15 protein-coding genes and 1 riboswitch are annotated in these 19,607 nt (G+C 40.6%); of the genes, 6 read left to right on the forward strand and 9 right to left on the reverse strand.

All coding sequences use genetic code 11. The features are described from left to right. Positions 1–25: 25 nt before the first annotated feature. From cysD to G500_RS0102015, 8 genes are all read right to left on the reverse strand, one after another. Positions 26–976, reverse strand: coding sequence for a sulfate adenylyltransferase subunit CysD (gene cysD / locus G500_RS0101970; protein ID WP_281169309.1), 951 nt, complete (start codon positions 974–976; stop codon positions 26–28). Next, positions 952–1,650 (reverse strand): phosphoadenylyl-sulfate reductase, encoded by a 699-nt coding sequence (locus G500_RS21980; protein ID WP_035756006.1) that lies wholly within the window; start codon positions 1,648–1,650, stop codon positions 952–954. The genes cysD and G500_RS21980 overlap by 25 nt, the downstream gene beginning before the upstream one ends. A 43-nt stretch (positions 1,651–1,693) precedes the next feature. Next, positions 1,694–2,671, reverse strand: coding sequence for a sulfite exporter TauE/SafE family protein (locus tag G500_RS21985; RefSeq protein WP_051203215.1), 978 nt, complete (start codon positions 2,669–2,671; stop codon positions 1,694–1,696). A gap of 194 nt (positions 2,672–2,865) precedes the next feature. Beyond that, the gene (locus G500_RS0101985; protein ID WP_027001379.1) at positions 2,866–4,188 is read right to left on the reverse strand and encodes an O-acetylhomoserine aminocarboxypropyltransferase/cysteine synthase family protein; all 1,323 of its coding nucleotides are present in this window, start codon (positions 4,186–4,188) and stop codon (positions 2,866–2,868) included. Positions 4,189–4,576: 388 nt separating this feature from the next. Beyond that, a riboswitch (SAM riboswitch) is annotated at positions 4,577–4,676 on the reverse strand. Between the two features lie 163 nt (positions 4,677–4,839). Next, the gene (locus G500_RS0101995; protein ID WP_027001381.1) at positions 4,840–7,755 is read right to left on the reverse strand and encodes a CHAT domain-containing protein; all 2,916 of its coding nucleotides are present in this window, start codon (positions 7,753–7,755) and stop codon (positions 4,840–4,842) included. An 80-nt stretch (positions 7,756–7,835) separates the two neighbouring features. Continuing rightward, the gene (locus G500_RS0102000) at positions 7,836–8,237 is read right to left on the reverse strand and encodes a hypothetical protein (RefSeq protein WP_027001382.1); all 402 of its coding nucleotides are present in this window, start codon (positions 8,235–8,237) and stop codon (positions 7,836–7,838) included. Between the two features lie 7 nt (positions 8,238–8,244). Next, a complete protein-coding gene (locus G500_RS21990) occupies positions 8,245–11,649 on the reverse strand; it encodes a two-component regulator propeller domain-containing protein (protein ID WP_051203216.1) in 3,405 nt (1,134 codons plus the stop codon). A 242-nt stretch (positions 11,650–11,891) separates the two neighbouring features. Next, the gene (locus G500_RS0102015; RefSeq protein ID WP_027001383.1) at positions 11,892–12,755 is read right to left on the reverse strand and encodes a tetratricopeptide repeat protein; all 864 of its coding nucleotides are present in this window, start codon (positions 12,753–12,755) and stop codon (positions 11,892–11,894) included. Positions 12,756–13,007: 252 nt separating this feature from the next. On the opposite strand from G500_RS0102015, the gene fabG reads away from it, so the two are divergent. Further along, complete coding sequence (gene fabG, locus G500_RS0102020; RefSeq protein WP_027001384.1) at positions 13,008–13,754, forward strand: 3-oxoacyl-[acyl-carrier-protein] reductase; 747 nt, start codon at positions 13,008–13,010, stop codon at positions 13,752–13,754. Between the two features lie 230 nt (positions 13,755–13,984). Continuing rightward, a complete protein-coding gene (locus G500_RS21995) occupies positions 13,985–15,064 on the forward strand; it encodes a glycosyltransferase family 2 protein (protein WP_051203217.1) in 1,080 nt (359 codons plus the stop codon). On the opposite strand, the gene G500_RS24705 is transcribed toward G500_RS21995, so the two are convergent. After that, positions 15,032–15,568: an FKBP-type peptidyl-prolyl cis-trans isomerase gene (locus G500_RS24705; RefSeq protein ID WP_154656978.1), complete on the reverse strand. Its 537-nt coding sequence runs from the start codon at positions 15,566–15,568 to the stop codon at positions 15,032–15,034. The two genes, G500_RS21995 and G500_RS24705, sit on opposite strands and share 33 nt — an antisense overlap. Before the next feature lie 743 nt (positions 15,569–16,311). Between G500_RS24705 and G500_RS24710 the strand changes: the two genes are divergently transcribed. From G500_RS24710 to G500_RS0102070, 4 genes are all read left to right on the forward strand, one after another. Next, entirely contained in the window at positions 16,312–17,070 is a 759-nt protein-coding gene (locus G500_RS24710) for a C40 family peptidase (protein WP_051203219.1), read from the forward strand. 289 nt (positions 17,071–17,359) lie between these two features. Further along, a complete protein-coding gene (locus G500_RS0102060) occupies positions 17,360–17,953 on the forward strand; it encodes a hypothetical protein (RefSeq protein ID WP_154656979.1) in 594 nt (197 codons plus the stop codon). A gap of 167 nt (positions 17,954–18,120) precedes the next feature. After that, positions 18,121–18,939, forward strand: a complete 819-nt coding sequence (locus tag G500_RS0102065) for a hypothetical protein (protein WP_027001386.1) — start codon at positions 18,121–18,123, stop codon at positions 18,937–18,939. A gap of 278 nt (positions 18,940–19,217) precedes the next feature. Then, a partial coding sequence (locus G500_RS0102070) for a PD-(D/E)XK nuclease family transposase (RefSeq protein WP_211220121.1) occupies positions 19,218–19,607 on the forward strand: 390 nt, incomplete at its 3' end.

Consider the following 19,607-nt stretch of genomic DNA (forward strand, 5'->3'; position numbering starts at 1 on the left):
AATTTTATAGGTGCTTTTTTGAAAATTAAAAATAACCATTTTTCTTTCTATCCTCCATAGCCGCCTCCGAAACTTGGTCGTCTATGCGTGTTTCGCCTCTTTCGCTGATTTTGGAAGTGGTAATTTCGGCAATTACCTCGTCAAGCGTTGTGGCTTGGGAAAGTACGGCGGCGGTGCAGGTCATGTCGCCTACGGTTCGGTATCGCACACTTGCCCTAACGCGCTGGTCTTGTGGCTCGATTTGAATGTGGTCGGAAATGGCTAAAAGTTGCCCTTCGGCAGTTCGCACACAGTCGCGTTCATGAGCAAAATAGATAGGCGGCAGTTCTATTTTTTCGCGTCTGATGTAGTGCCAAACGTCTAATTCCGTCCAGTTGCTAATAGGAAAGACTCTCACATTTTCGCCTTTCTGGATTCTTCCGTTGTAAATGTTCCACAATTCAGGGCGTTGCAATTTGGGATTCCACTGCCCAAATTCGTCGCGCACCGAAAAAACACGCTCCTTTGCTCGCGCCTTTTCCTCGTCGCGCCTTGCTCCGCCAATGCAGGCATCAAAGGCAAATTCTTCTATGGTATCGAGTAGCGTATAAGTTTGTAGCGCGTTCCGACTTGGGTATTTGCCCTTCGGCTCTACCAATTTTTTAGCCGCAATCGTATCCGCTACCTGCCTGACAATCAGCCGCTCACCCAATTTTTCTACCAAAGTATCGCGAAAGGCTAAGGCTTCGGGAAAATTATGACCCGTATCGATATGCACCAAAGGAAAGGGAAACTTCAAAGGACGAAACGCCTTCAAAGCCAAATGCACCAAGACGATAGAATCTTTGCCGCCACTGAAAAGCAAAGCGGGCTTTTCAAATTCTGCCGCCACTTCGCGCAAGATGTAAATGGCTTCGGCTTCTAATTGGTCTAAATAGTTCATTTCTTTTTTGTTAGGATTGTATAAAAATTTTATGACTTCGTATGCAGACCACATTCTTTCTGCTGGCTGCTTTCCCACCACCACCTGCCTGCCCGAAAATCCTCGCCTGCCTTCACCGCTCGCGTGCAAGGTTCACAACCGATACTGACAAAACCCTGCTCGTGTAATGGATTGTAGGGAATTTGTTGTTTTTTTATTGTATCAAAAACTTCTTCATAAGTCCAATGTAGCAAAGGGTGAAACTTATACAAGTTAAACTTTTCGTCCCATTCCCAAATAGGTAGGTTTTGTCTATTTTCAGAATGTTGGGCGCGTATGCCCGTAACCCAAACTCGAAAACCCGACAAGGCACGCTGCAAAGGCTCTACCTTTCGAATCTGACAACACTCTTTCCTATTTTCTATCGAATCATAGAAACTAAAACGCCCTTTTTCGCGCTCTAATTGGGCTACTGTGTCGGCTTGGGGTTCGAAAATTTCTATTTTCTGTCCGTAATAATTTTGAGTTTGGTGTAAAAGTTCTTCTGTTTCTTTAAACAACCTACCTGTTTGCAAGGTGAAAATAGTGATAGGCAATTTATTTTGAAAGATAAAATGCGTAACAAGTTGGTCTTCCAAACCCAAACTTGTAGAGAAACAGACTTGTTGCGGAAACTGCTCCGCCAAAAATGCAAGGGCAGCTTCGGGCAAAAGTGTTTCTAAGCCTTTAAGAGGTGGCAGGTTTTTCATTTGTATTGTATTTGTATTGTATTTTTATTGCAAAATAAAATTATTAAATAGGCAAGTATTGATAAAGCATCTTCAAGCTCGAAAGCACAACCAAAAGCGCGACGGCTATCATCATCGGACGCGGTGGCAGACGGCGTGTAAGTTTGGTAGCCGTAGGGGTAGCCAAAAGACTTCCCAAAACTAAACCCACAATTACGTCTAAATTTGTCATGCCTATGTGCATAAATAAGATAAGAGAAGCCATAGTATTGACTACAAATTTTGCTACACAAGACGTACCTACTACATAGTTTAGATTTTGCCGTTTTTGCATCAATTCGGAAGTTACGATAGGTCCCCAGCCGCTGCCTGAAAAAGCCGCCGAAAAGCCCCCTATCAGACCCAAAGGAAAAAGCCCTGCGGTCTGCTTTTTTTCTTTTTTGCCCTTAGAAAAGGCATGAGAAAAAAGTCGCAATCCTACAAAAAGCGTATAAATTGCCAACGCCCCATACGCCCATTCTTGATAGGCAGCACTGATGGAAAGCAAGAGCAAAGCACCCAAAATCGCCCCTATCAGACCCGCTCCTGCCAAATAGTAAAGCATTTTTTTATTTACATTTCCAAAGCGATAATGTGCATAGCCACTCATTGCATTCGAGATAACACCCGAAGTATTGATGCTGCTGCTAATTGCCGCCACAGGCAGACCCGCCCACATCATAGAAGTTGCACAAACGACGCAATAGCCCATACCGATACTGCCATTGATGAGTTGTGCCATATATCCTACCAACATCATAAGCAAAATTTGAGGCAATATTTTAATAAAAATATTCTGTAAAGTCTGCCAAGTAGGTAGTTCTCTACCGCTTAAAAAGGTAGAAAAACTAACTTTATTTTCATCAAAGTACGCCAAAAGCACCAGTAGCCCAAAGGCTAACAAGACCAAAAGCAAGTAGGCAACAAATTGCAAAATCTGCCTTTTATAGACATTGAAAAAAGAAGCGGTAAGCATCTCTTTTTCAGAAACTTGTATCTGCATTTTCTTATCTTTTTTGAACCGTCGCTGAGGCTGTTAGCCGTCAGCGAGGTTTTTTGTTTTTTTGAAATAAACAATTTCATTTCAATCCAACTTAGGACAAGGCTGTGCCTTGTCCCTACTTGAACAGAGGCTGTTAGCCGTCAGCGAGGTTTTTGTTTTTTTAGATGTTTCGCCTCGCCGACGGCTAAATAACATTAAGCTAATTCTTCTACAAATACTTTTTCAAAAGCCTGAATAAAATCGGCTTTGATGTCCTCGATGTGTTCTATACCCACCGAAACGCGCAAGAGCGACGGCACTACGCCTGCCGAAATTTGCTCGGCTTCGGAAAGTTGCTGGTGCGTAGTGGAGGCAGGGTGAATGATAAGCGTTTTGGCATCTCCGACATTTGCCAAATGGCTAACCAAATTGAGGCTATTGACAAACTTTTCGGCATTTTCCTTTCCGCCCTTTATTTCAAAAGAAAGTACGCCGCCGAAACCGTTTTTTAAATATTTCTTGGCTAAATTGTGATATGGGCTACTTTCTAAACCCGGATAATGTACCTTTTGTACCAAATCGTGTCTTTCCAACCATTTTGCTAAGGCTAAGGCATTATCCACATGACGCTGCACGCGCAGGGAAAGCGTTTCCAAACCTTGCAACAATAGGAAAGAATTGAACGGACTTAAGGCAGCCCCCAAATCTCGCAAGCCCTCGACACGCGCACGAATAGCAAAGGCAATATTTGGCAGCCCCAAAGGGTTTCCTTCTCCAAAAACGTCCCAAAACTTCAGACCATGATAGCCTTCCGAAGGCTCTGTAAATTGTGGGAATTTACCATTTGCCCAATTAAAATTGCCACCATCTACGATAACGCCCCCTATGCTTGTGCCATGACCGCCAATCCACTTGGTAGCCGAAGCCGTTACGATATTTGCCCCATGTGCAAGCGGACGGAAAAGATAGCCTCCTGCGCCAAAGGTATTATCCACCACTAAGGGAATTTGATGACGCTGTGCCAAAGCCGCAACTGCCTCAAAATCAGGAATATTAAACTCTGGATTGCCGATAGTTTCGATATAAATGGCTTTCGTTTTTTCATCAATCAGACGCTCGAAAGAGGCAACTTTATCGCCATCTGCAAAGCGAACTTCTATGCCTAAGCGTTTGAAGGCTACTTTAAACTGGTTGTAAGTGCCACCATATAGATAAGAAGTAGAAACAAAATTGTCGCCTGCTTGTAAAATATTGTTTAAAGCCAAAAACTGCGCCGCCTGCCCCGAAGCCGTTGCTAAGGCTGCTACCCCCCCTTCGAGGGCAGCTATACGCTTCTCGAAAACGTCAGTAGTGGGGTTCATGATGCGTGTGTAAATGTTGCCAAATTCTTTGAGCGCGAAAAGATTTGCGCCATGGGCAGCATCTTTAAAGACGTAAGAGGTAGTCTGATAAATCGGTACAGCGCGTGAGCCTGTGGTAGGGTCTGCTTCCTGTCCTGCGTGTAATTGCAAGGTTTCGAAATGAAGAGGAGTAGCCATGCGAAAGAGAGTTTGGGGTGAAAGATGAAATTTATTTGAAATTAGACTGAATAAAGATTGCTTCGGATATAAAAACTTGACTTTGTGCAGCAAAGCACCTTGATTTTCAAAATATGAAAATAGGGTATAAAAAAAAGCCACTATATTGGAGCTCTTATCGGTTCGATGCTTCTTTGGGAAAGGTGTTGTAAGCAGAGGGGCTTAGACAACCGCAGCAAAAAGCACAAACGAAAGAGCCTTCAAAGGAGGCTTAACAACAGCAACAACAACAAGAATGGATTGGATTTTCAGGAATAGCCAAGTAGGAGATGGAAGCACCGTTTTCTATTAGGTGCAAGGGGCTATCAAAAATGCTGAAAGGGAGGCTTTTGTTTTTCATTTCAAAAATGATTTATATGTCCTGAATGAAGGTAGGAGTTAGCACCTTGTCTATTGACAGGTTGCCAGTACGTCGCAGAGCCTATTCTCTCGGTACTTCTGTATAAATGTAGGACAAAGTAAATGCTTTTTTTTCAGACCACCAAATTTCAGCGCGTTTTTTTTCGTATTTTTTTTCAAATTAGCCCTAAAATGCGTTCCAGCGGCTTTTTTACAAAAAAAACCTGCAAGGTTAGGCGCACCTTGCAGGTTTTTGTTTTCCATTTTTTTTTACTATTCCCCCACCATCACAAAAGCTCCCCAATAGTAGGGTTCGGGAAATTGTGCTTTGAGCGCAAGTTGTGCTGATAGAAAGGCTTGGCGTTTGGTCTTGCCCGCCAATAGGTTTTTGTAAAATTCGGTCATCAACATTTGAGTTGCCTCATCGGATACTTTCCACAAAGACATCAAAACTGTTTTTGCACCCGCCTGTTGAAAGGCTCGCTGCAAACCAAAGACCCCTTCGCCATTTTGAATGTCGCCCAAACCCGTTTCGCAGGCAGAAAGTACGACCAATTCAGTGTTATCGAGGTTCAAACTAAGGGCTTCTTCGGCGGTCAGAACGCCATCTTCGCCCTCCGCTTTTGGATTTTCACAACCTGCTAAAAGCAGTCCCGAACGCCAAAGCGGATTCTCTAAGACTTTATTGCGCATTACCTCCTGCATATTTTCCACACCCTTGTCTTTGAGAGGGGGTATAAAAAAACCATGCGTAGCGATATGCAGAATAGTAGGCGCAACCAGTTTTTTAAGATTTCCCTCGCTTGCTTTTTCCTTTATATAAATTTGAGAAGGAAGCTTTTTTTGATTAAAAAATTCGGCAATAGCCTCAACTTCACGTTTAGTACCATACAAGACGCTCACCTGCCTACCCGCAATTTTTTGGATAGCGGAAAAGTTGCGGTCTTGCACCTGCGTTTTTTGCTCGGTCTGCTCTAAATTATAGGTAGGAAAACCCACCAGATAAGCCTGATAATTTTCAAAATTCTGACTTAAATCTTTTTCTTTTGTCCCCAATTCTATCAAATCACGACTCGTACCGATAAGCTGAATATTTTGATTTTCTAATACAAACTGTTCATTTTCAGGGTCTTGCAAAGTATTGAGGCTGATTTGGTGATACACGCCATCGGGCGAAAAGTAAATTTTAGCGAAACCCTTTTTATTGAGTTGCTTTAATTTTGAGGCGATTGGCTGCCAATATTGAAGATACGAATTAGCATCTTTAAGTTTGAATTGGATAGCATTTTTATAAAAACTTAAATGCTTACTTTCTAAATCTTTTCCGTTTTCTAAGATAAGCATTTCAGGCTGTTTTTTGGTCTTATTGGTTAGAAAAAGGGCGACATATATCGTATCTTGAATACTGCCACCTAAGCTATCGTAGCCTACTGTACGAAGGGTTCGGATAATTTCTATCACGACCTGATTTTTACCCAACTTTTGCTTTACCTGCTGCCATTGGTAGTTTTTCGTCTGTACATTTTGGGCAAAAAGAGTAGAGCGTTTTGAAAGACTTTTTTCAAGTTGATTGATAGCCGTAGCCATAGAATCAAGGCTTGTTACATCTTTTTCGGCTACTAAGCCACTCTTTTCGAGCAATTTGTTATAGCTGCTTTTCTGATTTTTCCAATTCTCAAAATCTGCTATCAAAGTGCTATCTCCGCTGCCCAATATCTGTTTGCGCATCTTTTGTGTGGAAGAAAAGACCAAACTCTTCATAAAAAGGTTTTGATTGTAAAGTTCGCCTATTACGCTCGGCTTCTCTTTGGAATAAGCAATCGCCCAATCCTGCGAACCATTGAAAACGTTCCTAATACTGGCAAGATAGGACATCTTCTCACTTTCGGAAAAAGTAGGCAGAAGACTGCTTATTTGTGCGATTTTAGTATTTACCACTTCTAAATACAAGGGTTCAGCCTTAGCATATAAGCCTTGTTCCTGATATAAAGATGCCAAAAAAATACAGCTCTGGGCATAATCGGGGTGAAATGTGCCTGATGTTTTCGCTTGAATATCTTTTGCTGTCATAAACAAGGCTTCCGCTTTTTCATACAAACCTTGCATTTGATATAAGAACCCCAAATTGCCACAACAAGCCGCATAATTAGGATGCTCTCTGCCCAAAGTTTGTGCCATAGCCTCCTTCGCCTCTACAAAGAGTGCCTCTGCCTCACTAAATTTTCTTTGGTCTCGATAGATTACGGCTAAATCGTTGCAGGAATTAGCATAATCTGGACTATTTTTCCCAGACGCACTTTCTCTGATATTTTTTACTTCTATAAACAAAGTTTCCGCTTTTTCATACAAACGCTGATTGTAATACAATATCCCCAGCCTACTGCAAGCAACCGCATAAGTTGGGCTATTTTGTCCATAAAGATTTGCTCTAATATTTTTTGCTTCTATCAGTAAGGGTTCTGCTTTGGTGTATAAACCTTGTTCCAGATATAATGCTCCCAAATTAATGAGGCAAGATGTTGAATAATATTTGCCTTCCTTGCCTACAACACGCTCTTGAATTTCTCTTGCCTCTAACAATAACAGCTCTGCCTCTTCATATTTGCCTTGTAATAAATAAACTAAACCCAAATCGTTGCAGGCATTTCCATAAGTTTTTGTTATTTTGCCAAACTCTTTTTCGGCTTGCTCTCTGACTCGCTCGAAAAGTTTAGTTGCGGTTTCGTATTGCCCTTGTTCAAGAGCCTTACCTGCCGCTTGGTCAAGAGCTTTCCAACTATTGGGGTCGAGTAGCGATTTCTCACTTTCTAATTGCCCTTTGTTGTAAATTGCTTCCTTTTCTTTATTGCCCTCTTCGTCGTAATAAATAACAACGCCGTCCATTATGTCTTGGGGGCGGTCTGCCAATAAAGTTGCCTCCATCTGCACCCTGCCATCGCGATATAAGTCTTTGACGATACCAACGGGCTTATCGTCTTGGTAGGCTATAAGACGGTAGTAGGCAACATTGGCAGTATCAGTAATGACGTTCCAACCCTTGTCGTAAAGGATTGTCCATTGTCCCTGCCTCTTGCCCTCTTTGTCAGTTAGGTTTGGATTGTTAGGAATAGATTGGGCAGACAAAACGCTTCCTAAAAGGAAAAAACAGGCAAAGCCTAAAAGAAAGGACAAAAGTTTGATATTTTTCATGATATTTTTCTAAAAGCAATAAACATATAAAAAGTAGGGTAAAATTTTATAGCTTAGTTTTGTCTTTTTTATTGTGAAGTCTAAAAATCACCTTGCTGCACCTGCAAACGATACACATAAAGCGTAGGATTTTTTTCTTGACTCAATGCCCAACGGCTACTCTGCAAAAAATCGACGTTGGAAAAAATCGTATCCGCCTTCGAAATGCGCAAGTGCTGTAATGCCTCGATGCGGCTTTGACTCTGATTGGGGCTTGCTTCGGGCAGGTTTTGTAGGAAAATTGCCTTTTTGGTATTCGGTGCAATTCTGATGCGGCGAAGACTATCGGGGTATTGACGGACAAAGATGCTCTCGGTTTCGAGGTACTCTACTACTAAGGTGCTTTCGGTAAGATTCTCAACTTCATACTTGTAACCATAAATCGGGTCGCAGGCAGCAAGCAGTACGAAGGCTATTATTAAAAAAAAGTATCGCTTTTTCATGTCAAATCTAAATTCTGATGCCAATCACTAAAACGTCATCGATTTGCTTCTGCATGCCCTTCCAATTTTGATAGGCTTTGTCTAAGGCTTCGCGCTGCTCCTGTGCAGGAAGGGTATGGATACGCTCCAAAAGTTGTTTGAACTTGCTTTTGGAATATTTCTTGTTTTCTGTGCCGCCAAATTGGTCCCAGAAGCCGTCTGTGGTTAGGTAAATCATAGTACCTTTTTCAGGTGCTAAAAAATGATTCGTAAAGAGCTTTTCTTCGTTGTGCAGCATTGTACCACCAATAGAAAACTTATCCCCTCTGACCTCTTGTGAGCCTCGCTCATTGACGATAAAGATAGAATTTTTCGCACCCGAAAAGATGATTTTCCTGTTTTTAAGGTCTAAATTGATAAGTGCCAAATCCATACCTTCGCGGCTCTTCAAAGAAGGACCATGCTCATGCTCGATAATTTGGTCTTGTTTGAGCCACTCTATAATTTCCTGATTCATTTCGGTCAGAATTTGAGCAGGCTCGGTAATTTTCTTGACTTTTACATTTTGCTCTAAAAGCGCAAATCCGACTACCGACATAAACGCGCCCGGCACGCCATGACCCGTACAATCTACAACCGCCAAGATAGAGGACGTTTCCGTATGGGTACACCAATAGAAATCGCCAGAAACAATGTCGCGCGGCTTGAAGTAGATAAAATAATCGGCAAAAGCCAAATCAAATTCGGAATTTGAAGGAATAATGGCATCTTGAATACGCTGCGCCGAGCGGATACTGCCCGTAACTTTGCGATTGCTTTCCTCGATGAGATTGCGCTGCTTTTCTACATTTGCCTTTTCTGTTTCGAGTTCGAAGGTGCGCTCCTGCACTTTGTCTTCCAAGATTTTCTTCTTACGCTCAACGCGATAGACACGAATCTTATAGATAAGATAGACCAATAAGAAAATTAAAATCAAGGCACTTCCCATTGCCCAAGTTTCGCGATACCAAGGATTTTGGATAATGATGACCACTTTGATAGGCTCTTTTGTGAAAATGCCATCAGAATTAGAACCAAAGACTTTAAAGGTATAAACACCGGGGTCTATGTTGGTGTAAATAGCCGAGCCGACGTTGGTTTCTGTCCAATAATTGGTAGGGTCGAAGCCTTCTAATTTGTACTTATAGCGATTTCTTTCAGGGAAAGAATAGTGCAGGGCAGCAAATTCGAAAGAAAATGAATTTTGGTCGTGCAGCAAAAAGATAGTATCCGTTTGGCTAATATGCTCTGAAAGCACACTCTTTTCTGCCCCTACCTGCACGCTTCTATTGCTCAATTTAAAATCGGTAAAAATGATAGGAGCGCGATAGGCGTTTGCCTCGATTTTATCAGGGTGAAAATAGTTAAGCCCATTGATGCCACCAAAAAACATCTCGCCTTTGCTATTTTTGAAGGCTGCCCCTGCATTAAATTCGTTGCTTTGTAGTCCGTCCTGAATGTTGAAGTTGGTAAAAAGGGTATCGCGTGGGCTAAATTTGCTTAGTCCGTTATTGGTGCTAAACCAGAGATTGCCCTTTAAGTCGGCAAGGACTTCATAGAGTACGTTATTGGGCAGTCCCTCGCTTTCTGTGTAGTGAATGAACGTGCCTTTTTCCTTGTCGGTCATTTTATTAAGCCCGCCGCCATTGGTCAAGACCCATAAATCGCCTTGTTCAGACTCATAGACGGGATAGATGCGGTTGGTGCTAATAGAATAGGGGTCGTTGGGGTCGGTTTTGTAGGCTATAAATTCGCCTGTTTCGGGATTGAAACGGTTAAGACCGCCGCCATGGGTGCTAATCCAGAAGATACCGTTTTTATCCTCGTGAATCCCCTTTACACGATTGCTCGAAATGGATTGGGGGTTTAGAGGGTCGTGTGTGTATCGCTTAAAGGCTTCTTTTTCAGGCAGATACAAATTCAAGCCGTGATATTCTGTACCCAACCAGATGCGCCCTTTGGAATCTTGGAAAAAGACGCGCACAGGATTACCCGAAAGGCTGCTGCTATCTTGCGCGTTGTGTGTATAACGCTTGCCTGTGGGCAGCGAAAGAGAAGCCGTAGGATTGCTATATTTGAAAACGCCTACACTTGTCGCGACCCACATATTTCTATCGCGGTCTTCAAAAATCTTATAGACGATATTTCCTTTGTGTTCATTGTCAAAATTGGCATATCGCAGGTTTCGGTCTAATTTGTTCAAGCCCGTCTGTGTGCCTATCCAAAGAATCCCGAAGCGGTCTTCATGCACACAGCGGATAAGATTATCGGTAAGCCCATTGGAGGCGACATTGTAAGTGCCAAATTTGGTACGGCTTCTATCAAACTTATTAAGTCCGTTGCCCTCTGTCCCAATCCAAAGGATACCTGCTTGGTCTTCATAAATGGACAAAATGGCATCACCCGCCAAACTGTACGGGTCGCAGACATTGCTCTTGTAAGTATTGAGGCGCGAGTTGGGTTTGAGGTAATTATAGGTCAGGAGTCCGTCGCTGGGTGTTCCTATCCATATCAAATCTTTAGAGTCTAAAAGGAGCGTGGAAATATTGAGCGTTTTGTTTTGTACGACATCTATATAAGTATCGCCTGTGCGCTCTTTTTTGAAAAAACCATCTGCACCGCCAAGCCAAAGCGAACCTTGCCTATCCATAATCATTTTGCTGATGCGATAGCGTTCAAAAGTTCTATCTTTGAAAAGAGAATCGCTCATATCAAATCGTGCTACCCCTGCACGCGAGGCAACCCAAAGATTTCCCAAACCATCTTCTAAAATAGAGGTAATGTGATTAGCTGCGTCTGTGGTGGCAGCAAAAACGCGAAAGCGTCCGCTTTTTCGGTCTAATAGGTTTAGCCCTGCATCTGTTCCTACCCAGAGATTGCCCTTGCTGTCTTCAAAAATGCAGCGGACGTAATTATTGGAAAGAGAATAGGGTTCTTTTATATCCGAAAAATAGCGCGTAAAGCGTTGTTTTTCAAAGTCAAATTGATTGAGTCCGCCTTCTGTTCCTATCCAAAGGATTCCACTTTTATCTTCATAAATGGTCAGAATGTAGTTATCGGAAAGCGAATTGAGATTGTCTATGATGCGCTTGTACTGTTTGAAGCGTTGTCCGTCGTATTGATTCAGACCGTCCTGTGTGCCTATCCAAAGCAAACCGCGCGAATCTTGTAAGATGGCATTAGGGGAATTTTGAGAAAGCCCCACTTGCGCCGTAATATGCTCAAAAAATGTAGAGCCTTGCGCCCTTACCGTTCCTACCTGCGCTGCCATTGCCACGAGCAAAATAGACAAAGAAACGCACCACTTTTCGGAAAAAGTGAAGGCGACTGCCTTGTTTATTTTTTGGCTAAGGCTCTCAAAAACGGCAAAAAGTGTGGTATATAAAGGTAACAAGGGGTTGGAATAGCTTTTATAGAAATAGGGTAGTAGGAAGGAATAAAGATGCCCTCGCCTTTCGCAAAGGGGCAAAATTGAAGGAGTAGGACGTACTTCAATTCGAGGGCAATTTAAAACTTTTTTCCCATTGCGTCGCTATTTTTTTTAGAAAAAAATGCAGAGCCAACTCAAAAAGCGACAAAAGCCGACAAAAAAGCGATAGAAAAGCAAGAAAAAAGGGTTTGTGGGGCTTCAAATACCTATTTGCACTGACTTTTTTGTATTTGATAGAGCTTCTCTAAACGGTCAGTGTTGGCAGGCTCTAATAAAGACTTGGCTTTCGCCAAATCTTCGGCGGCGGCGGCGCAATTTCCCAACTTTATTCTCACTTCTGCTCGCCACAAATAGACAAAATCCACCTCCGTAGTTTCAATTACTTTGGTTAGGTCTGCCTCCGCCTCTTGATACTTGCCTACTGAAAGGTAGGAATAAGCGCGGTCGAAGCGTGTTACCGTATTGTCTGCTGCCTCTATTACTTTTGTGAAATAGGCGAGTGCTTCGTTGTGTCGATTCAGTTTTGACCAAATATTGCCAATTATCAAAGAAGCATAATTGGGATTTACGTTAAATGTCCAACTCATATCGGGGTCTTCTACCATACGGTAAAAAAGAAACTCTCCGTTAGGCTCTTCTTCTTTGCCCATCTTTTGTAGGCAGAGGTCTGCCTTGTCATACGCCTTCTGGTGATAATAGATGTCTGCTAACCAAAATAGGGATTCATCAATCCGCATGATTCCACCATGAAGCTTGTCGCCCTTATTGACAACAAAGGCAAACTTTTGAATCGCTGCCTGATAATCGTCCAATGCTTTTTTAGACAAAGCATAAAAGAAATAAGTATCTGCATAAGGGTCTTGAAGGGCGATTGCCTTTTCGTAGTACATCACCGCCGTTTGGTAATCTTCTTTATCATAAGCAGCATGACCCTTACTTGAAAAAGAAAGCACCACTTCCATTTCCTCCTCCGTCATATCCATATTTTGAGCAAAGGCTTCACTAAAAAAGGCTCTTTGAAAGAAGAACGCAAGCACAACAGCTAAAACGAGATAGATTTTGTTTTTCATTTTGCAAAAATTAAAATAAAGAAAGAGATAAAAAAGAAGGTCAAAGCTATTTTCATAGCCTATACAAAAACGCTTATGCAGCCTCTGAGTTGCAGCACTGCCTCATTTCATGCAAGCCCATGCAACAAACACAAAGCAAAACGCACTACCGACCATTACAATAGGTTTCATTTCAAAAACTTGCCGTATCTTTAAAGCCAAATTTAACGTTCCCTTTTAGAGGGCAATATTTTCACCCTATTTTTATTTACAATGGCATTATTAAAAGGAAAAAATGTACTTATCACAGGTGCTTCGCGTGGCATTGGCAGGGCGATGGCGATTCGCTTTGCCGAGCAGGGGGCTAATGTAGGCTTTACCTACCTTTCGAGCGTGGAAAAAGGCGAGGCATTGGTCAAAGAATTGGAGGCTTTCGGGGTAAAAGCCAAAGGCTACCGCTCCGACGCTGCCGACTATGAGGCTTCCGAAGCCCTTATCAAAGATTTTACCAGCGATTTTTCTACCCTCGATGCCCTTATCAACAATGCAGGCATTACGCGCGATACGCTCCTTATGCGCATGAGCGAGGCACAATGGGACGAAGTTTTGCGTGTCAATTTGAAGTCCGTTTTCAATCTGACCAAAGCCGCCACGCGCGTCTTTTTGAAGCAAAAATTTGGCTCTATCATCAACCTGACCTCTGTGGTAGGCATCAAAGGCAATGCGGGACAAGCCAACTACGCCGCCTCGAAAGCGGGAATTATCGGCTTTACCAAATCGGTAGCCTTAGAATTAGGCTCGCGCAATATCCGTTGCAACGCCATTGCACCGGGTTTTATCGAAACTGAAATGACGGCGGAATTAGACGAAAAAATGACAGCAGAATGGAAAAATGCCATTCCTTTGAAGCGTGCAGGCAAAGCCGAAGAAGTGGCAGACTGCGCCATTTTCTTAGCCTCTGACATGTCGGCTTATATTTCGGGGCAGGTAATTCAAGTAGATGGTGCGATGCTCACTTAGAAAAAGATAGGAAAACTTTTAACCTTTTTCACTCTTATTTGGTCAGATTCGGTCAGATGCAATTTTTATGCAGGGACAAGGCATTGCCTTGTCCTACCTTTGGCAGGAAAATAATAAGTTCAGATTAGAAAGCAGATGCAAACCAAATTTTATTCGTCCTATATTTCAAAAAGCCCTTTGGTGCGAAAAACATTCAGATATTGGTTTGATTTTTATCTAAATAAATAGTCATGCCCGAACTTGTAACTATCATCTGTCTTTGTTACAATCACGAAAATTTTGTAGCAAAAGCCCTACAATCAGTTTTGGCACAAGACTATCCTAATATCGAAGTTTTGATAGTGGATGATGGAAGTAGCGATAAAAGTGTAGAAAAAATAAATCTTTTTTTAAACCAAAATAAAGAAAAAACAAAACATTGGCAATTTTTTCCGCTTGCCCAAAATCAGGGAAATTGTGCAGCCTTCAACTTCGCCTTTGAGCGCAGCCAAGGCAAATTTATTGTAGATTTTGCCACCGACGACATCATGGTGCGCGAGAGAATTAGCTTGCAAGTCGCTCATTTTCAAAAAGATAAAGAAACAAATCTTGCCACTTCTTCACCTTCTCTTGCAGGCGTTTGCTTTACCAATGCCTTTTTGATAGATGCACAAGACAACCTTTTAGGAAGCTATTATCCCCAACATATTCCCAAATCGCGCCTACCCAAAAAAAGACTTGCCAAAGGCTTCATCTTTGAAGATTTGCTAAAAGCAGGCGGCTTGATTTGCGCTCCTACCATGCTCATTAGGCGCGAAGTCTTGCTCGATTTAGGGGGTTACGACCCAAATCTTAGCTACGAAGATTACGATTTTTGGGTGAGAAGCAGTAAAAAATATCGCTATTTATTTTTAGACAAAAAACTTACTTATTTCCGACGCTTGCCCCATTCCCATAGCAAGAAATTTTCAGAAAAAAAACAAAATCGACACCTTGATTCTACTTTAAAAGTTTTGGAAAAAGCCTTTTTTTTAGTAGAAAATAAAAAAGAATTGCAGGCTCTCTTACATAGTTTGCGCTACCACCTAAGAGCAACCCTACTTTTAGAAGTGCGCCAAAGCAGCCTTGATTATCTCTTTTTTTATGGTAAAATTTTAAAAGAAAAGAGAAAATGGCTATCCCTTTCTGAACTTTTTTTATACCACACAGAAAAAATAGCCTACCAGATTTTGCATCAAAGTAGGCTACTAAGTTGGAAAAAAGCAAACCGATTACTTTTTTTACTACGAAAATTAAAATTAAAAATCAATCAATTCAACATCAAATCTTAGAATGGCATAGCGCGGAATGGTTGTCCCCACACCTGCTGCCCCATAACCCAGATGAGAAGGAATGATAAGGACGCGCTTTCCGCCTCGTCTCATTCCCCCAACACCTTCATCGAAGCCGCGCACGACAAAAAGGCTATCGCCACTTTCTGTGCCTAAGCGGAATTTGAAAGGAATTTCGTCATAAACGGACGCATCGATGCGGTTGCCGTATAAAAGCGAAGCTACATAATGCACCTCTACCTCTGCGCCACGAATGGGCAGGGGTCCTTCGCCAACTTGCAAGTCGATGTAGTAAAGCCCCGATTCACTTTTTTGGGTAATTTCGGTAAGATTGTTTTCACGTAAATACTGCTCGATGATAGCCGTTTCACGCGCCAAAGCCTCTTCGGGCGTGTATAATTCGGGGAGCGTGTTCGGATTGGTTTCGTCATTGTTACAACTTGCAGCTAATAATAGCACCAAAATTAGGATACAAGCCAAAATATTTTTTTGCAGATACGCCATAAAAACTACGTTTGGAATAAATTTAGAACAAAGAATAAGACCTTGAAGGCAGCCTTGCAAAGACAAAGTTAGTAAAAATTGACCGACAAAGGGCAGCTTTTTAGCCTTTTGATTTCTTCACCTGCTACTTTTGCCTTTGACGCAATTCCACTATTTTTTTGCGGCTGCACTTTTCACATTTTTTTCATTTTTTTTGAAGAAGCGTGCAGCCTTTTCAAAACTTTTTGGGTCTTGTGAGTAGTAGCCCTATCAATTTTTACGAACTCAAAGCATTGAAACCAAAACACGCAAGAAGGGCGGCGTGTGTTGCAAGGTATCCGAAAAAAAGCGTTCCTACTTTATTCAAGATAGGACTTTTTTCCTATTTTTTATGATTTTTCCATTTTTTTAGAAAAGTTTTAGAAAAAAAGCCTGATTTTTAGCGGCTTTGCTTTTGCGCTTCGAAAGATTTGACTTATTATTGCCTTTGTAAAAATGGCAATCGGGTTGTTTTTCTTTGTCGGATTTGGCAAAAAGCGAAATAAAAAATGCAAATCTGACCCAAAACAACGCCCGCTTTTTACGGTCTTTTCTCTATAATAAGGCGCAGCATTTTATTGGCTTTGCTGCTACCTCAATTACTATCCTTTTTCCCACTTTTCTAAAAATTTTCAATCTATTGCGGTCTTGCTTTCTTAGTTTTGCAGTCTTTTCTGATAAGACGAAAAAGAACGACCCATAGTTTCACTCAATTTTGCTTTCTTATGGATTTAAAACCTTACTCGAAATTTGCCGCACTGCTTTTAGGAAGTCTTTTAGTGGGCGGTTGTCAAATTTACACCACTGTTTTTCCAAGCCATTCTGCAAAGCAAACCGCTTTTTCTACCAACAAAATCGCCTCGCGCCAAGTTCCAACGCTTGCCGCCACTACCGAAAAAAACGACTATTTTTTAGCTCCCCAGATAGAAGTCCCTACTACCTTTATCGCCACCACTTACTTAGAATTAGCCTCTTATCCTACCCTTCCCTGCATAGATTTGCCCGAAGCGGAACTTTTAGAAGATAGAAGCCAAGAAGACGCACTTCGCGCCCAAATTATAGACTTTGCCGAAGACTTTTTAGGCTGGCGTTACCGTCAGAATGGCTTAGATTGTTCAGGCTTTACTTCGCACGTACTCGCCAAATTTGGCATCAAGGTTTCGCGCAGCAGCAGCGCACAAGCCAAACAAGGAATTTTGATACCTTTGAAAGACGCAAAAGAGGGCGATTTGCTTTTCTTCGGCTATAAATACGGCAAAAGCCACCGCGTAAGCCATGCCGCTATGGTTTATTCCAACGAAGAAGGCGATTTGAAGATGATACATTCCTGCTCACGTGGCATCTTGATAGATAGCCTCGACTCTCCTGCTTGGCGCAATTATTACGCAAAAAGATTTTTATTTGCCAAAAGAGTCATTACAGACGAAAACACACAGGAACAAGAAGAAATGATTATCGAACACGGAAACGGCGAAAACTATTAGCCTATCTGCGCTTCTTTTGGTTTTGAAACGCTAAGATACGAACAAAAGCCTTTTTTTTAATAGCCTGACCGTTGTAACAACACCAAAAAAGGTGTAACTTGCAACTGTTAAAAGCGTATAAAGGTTATCGTATCATCGAAGGGTGAAAAGCCCCTTGGATATGATGAGGAATGCAAAAAACTTTGAAAATGCGCAAGGGCTTGCGTGTGACTATATGTTGGCGGTAATTATACGAGTTTCAACTGACAAAAATAAAGACATTCATACTAAACACGAGAAGTGAAAAGATATGAAACCTACAAAAAATAGAGTATTTTGCAGAGATTGTGGAAGGACAAAAATGCTTTTTGAAACAGAAAAAAAGGCAGATAACTTCATTGCATTTAACCAAGAAGAGATAAAAGCAGAAACAGGCATTGCCCCTCAGCGAAGCTACTACTGTAGTTTTTGTGCGGGTTGGCACGTAACTAGTATAAAAGAAGAAATAGGAATCTCTAAGAATGAAATATTGCTTGAAGAATACCTAAAAGACAAAGCAAAAAAGAAAGAAAAAGTAGTTCCAGAAAAGAATAAAGTAAATAATGAAGATAAGCGATATAATTTAAAACTGGAATTGGAAAATGAGATTAACACAATGGACGCTAATCAAAAAGAAGTGTTTTTTTCTGAAAAGATTGACTTACTAAAAAAAGAGATAGAAAAACTAAATAATACAACTGAAAAAGAAAAACTTAAAGAACTTCGTCTAAGTCTTGAAATTGTATATATAGTCAGAAAACAAAATGGATTTAATAAAACAAACAAACCATATGAAAAATCAAAAGAACGAGAACTTGAAGAATGGAGATTATGGATTGAAAAGCAAGGTTATAACAATGAATAACTACCGCCAACATTGTGTTTGCGAAAAGGCGGGCTTATGTGCTAAGTTTTGGCTTTTGTGCTTTCTAAAAACTTTGTGCGTAGGGAAAGGGAATTGCTATCAAGCCCGCCCTGCACAAATGCTTTTCCGTTAGGCAAAATAAAAATCTGACTATTATTAAAAACTAAATGAAGAAAATATTGACAATATGGTTAATCTTTATAGTTTCAACAGTCTATGGACAGCTTGATAACAGACTACAACCAGATAGCATATATAAAAATAGAAAAGTAAAAAAAATAATAGCATTTTTAAACTCACCAAAAGACCTTTCTGAAATAATTTATTTTAATCCAAAAGGACAAATAACTCGTAAAGTTAAATATAGTGTATCTTACAACAGAAAGACAAGAAAAAGGAAACGAATAGATTTGATAAGTTATTATAAATATAATTTTAATGATAAATTAATTCAAATTATTGATTCTACAATATATTGGAATAATACATTTGGTATTAACAACACTTACTTTTATTACGATTCCATTGGAAGATTAAGTGTTTCAAAATATTTTCAGCGAAAATTTGAAAGACCATTATATGTAACTAACTATTATTATTCGCCTTATAAGTCTGTAACAATTAGACAAAATGATTCTATGATAGTTTACCGAAACTCCGTTGAGTATGAATATGATTTTTATGTTTATAAATCAACTGGATACACTATTGAACCAAAACTTAAAGAAGGCTATTTTACTAATGGAACGGATACATTAAGATACCAATATTCAGACTATAAAGATTTACAGAGATTTGAACAAACTGAAACAATAAGTAATAAATATAATGCATCTGGTCAATTAGTTAGTTCATATGTTTATCAAACATTTTTAATTGACAGAAAATTTGAGTATAACTTGATTTACACTTACTATTCCAATGGGCTTTTAAAAAGTATACGTGGATATGTTCCAGAATTTTTTAAATATGAATATTATGAATAAATTTGCCTAACATATGCTAAAATAACAAGTGCAGGTCTTGTGCGTAACTTGAAACGACAGTGCAATAACTTGCATTGTGCTGAATTGAAACATTTTACTTTCAAATCCTGTACCTGCGTTCAGCATTTTTCGATATCCGAATGTATAACAGAGCCTTGGCAGACAGCGAAATCTCAAAAAAACTATCCACTGTAAAAACTTTGATAAAAGCAAGTCCCGACCCGACTTGCTTTTCTTTTTTTTCGTATCTTTGCACAAAGAACTTAATCAATAAGAATATGCTCGCCAATTTAGATAACGAAGTAATTTTCAAAAAAGCATTTACAAATGAATTAGTATTCAAGTCATTTGTAAAAGACGTTTTGGGAATTGATTTTGAAATGGGAAAAATTGAAACCGAAAAGAAATTTAGCCCTAAAATCGGCTTTGTTGATTTTGAGTTGGATATTTATGCCGAAAGTGCCGACAAAAGAGTGTGTATAGAAATTCAGCGTGTAGAGTACGACCATCATTTTGACCGTTTTTTGCACTATTTTTTAATGCTCATTACCGAGCAACAAAGAAGTGCAAAAGAGTACAATATAGACCAAACCGTTTATATGATAGTGATTTTGACTGCACCTTACACTATTAGCGAAAAAAATGGCAAGCCCATTTTAGACGAAGTT

It is taken from the genome of Hugenholtzia roseola DSM 9546, assembly GCF_000422585.1.
In the GTDB taxonomy this organism is placed as follows: Bacteria; Bacteroidota; Bacteroidia; order Cytophagales; family Bernardetiaceae; genus Hugenholtzia; species Hugenholtzia roseola.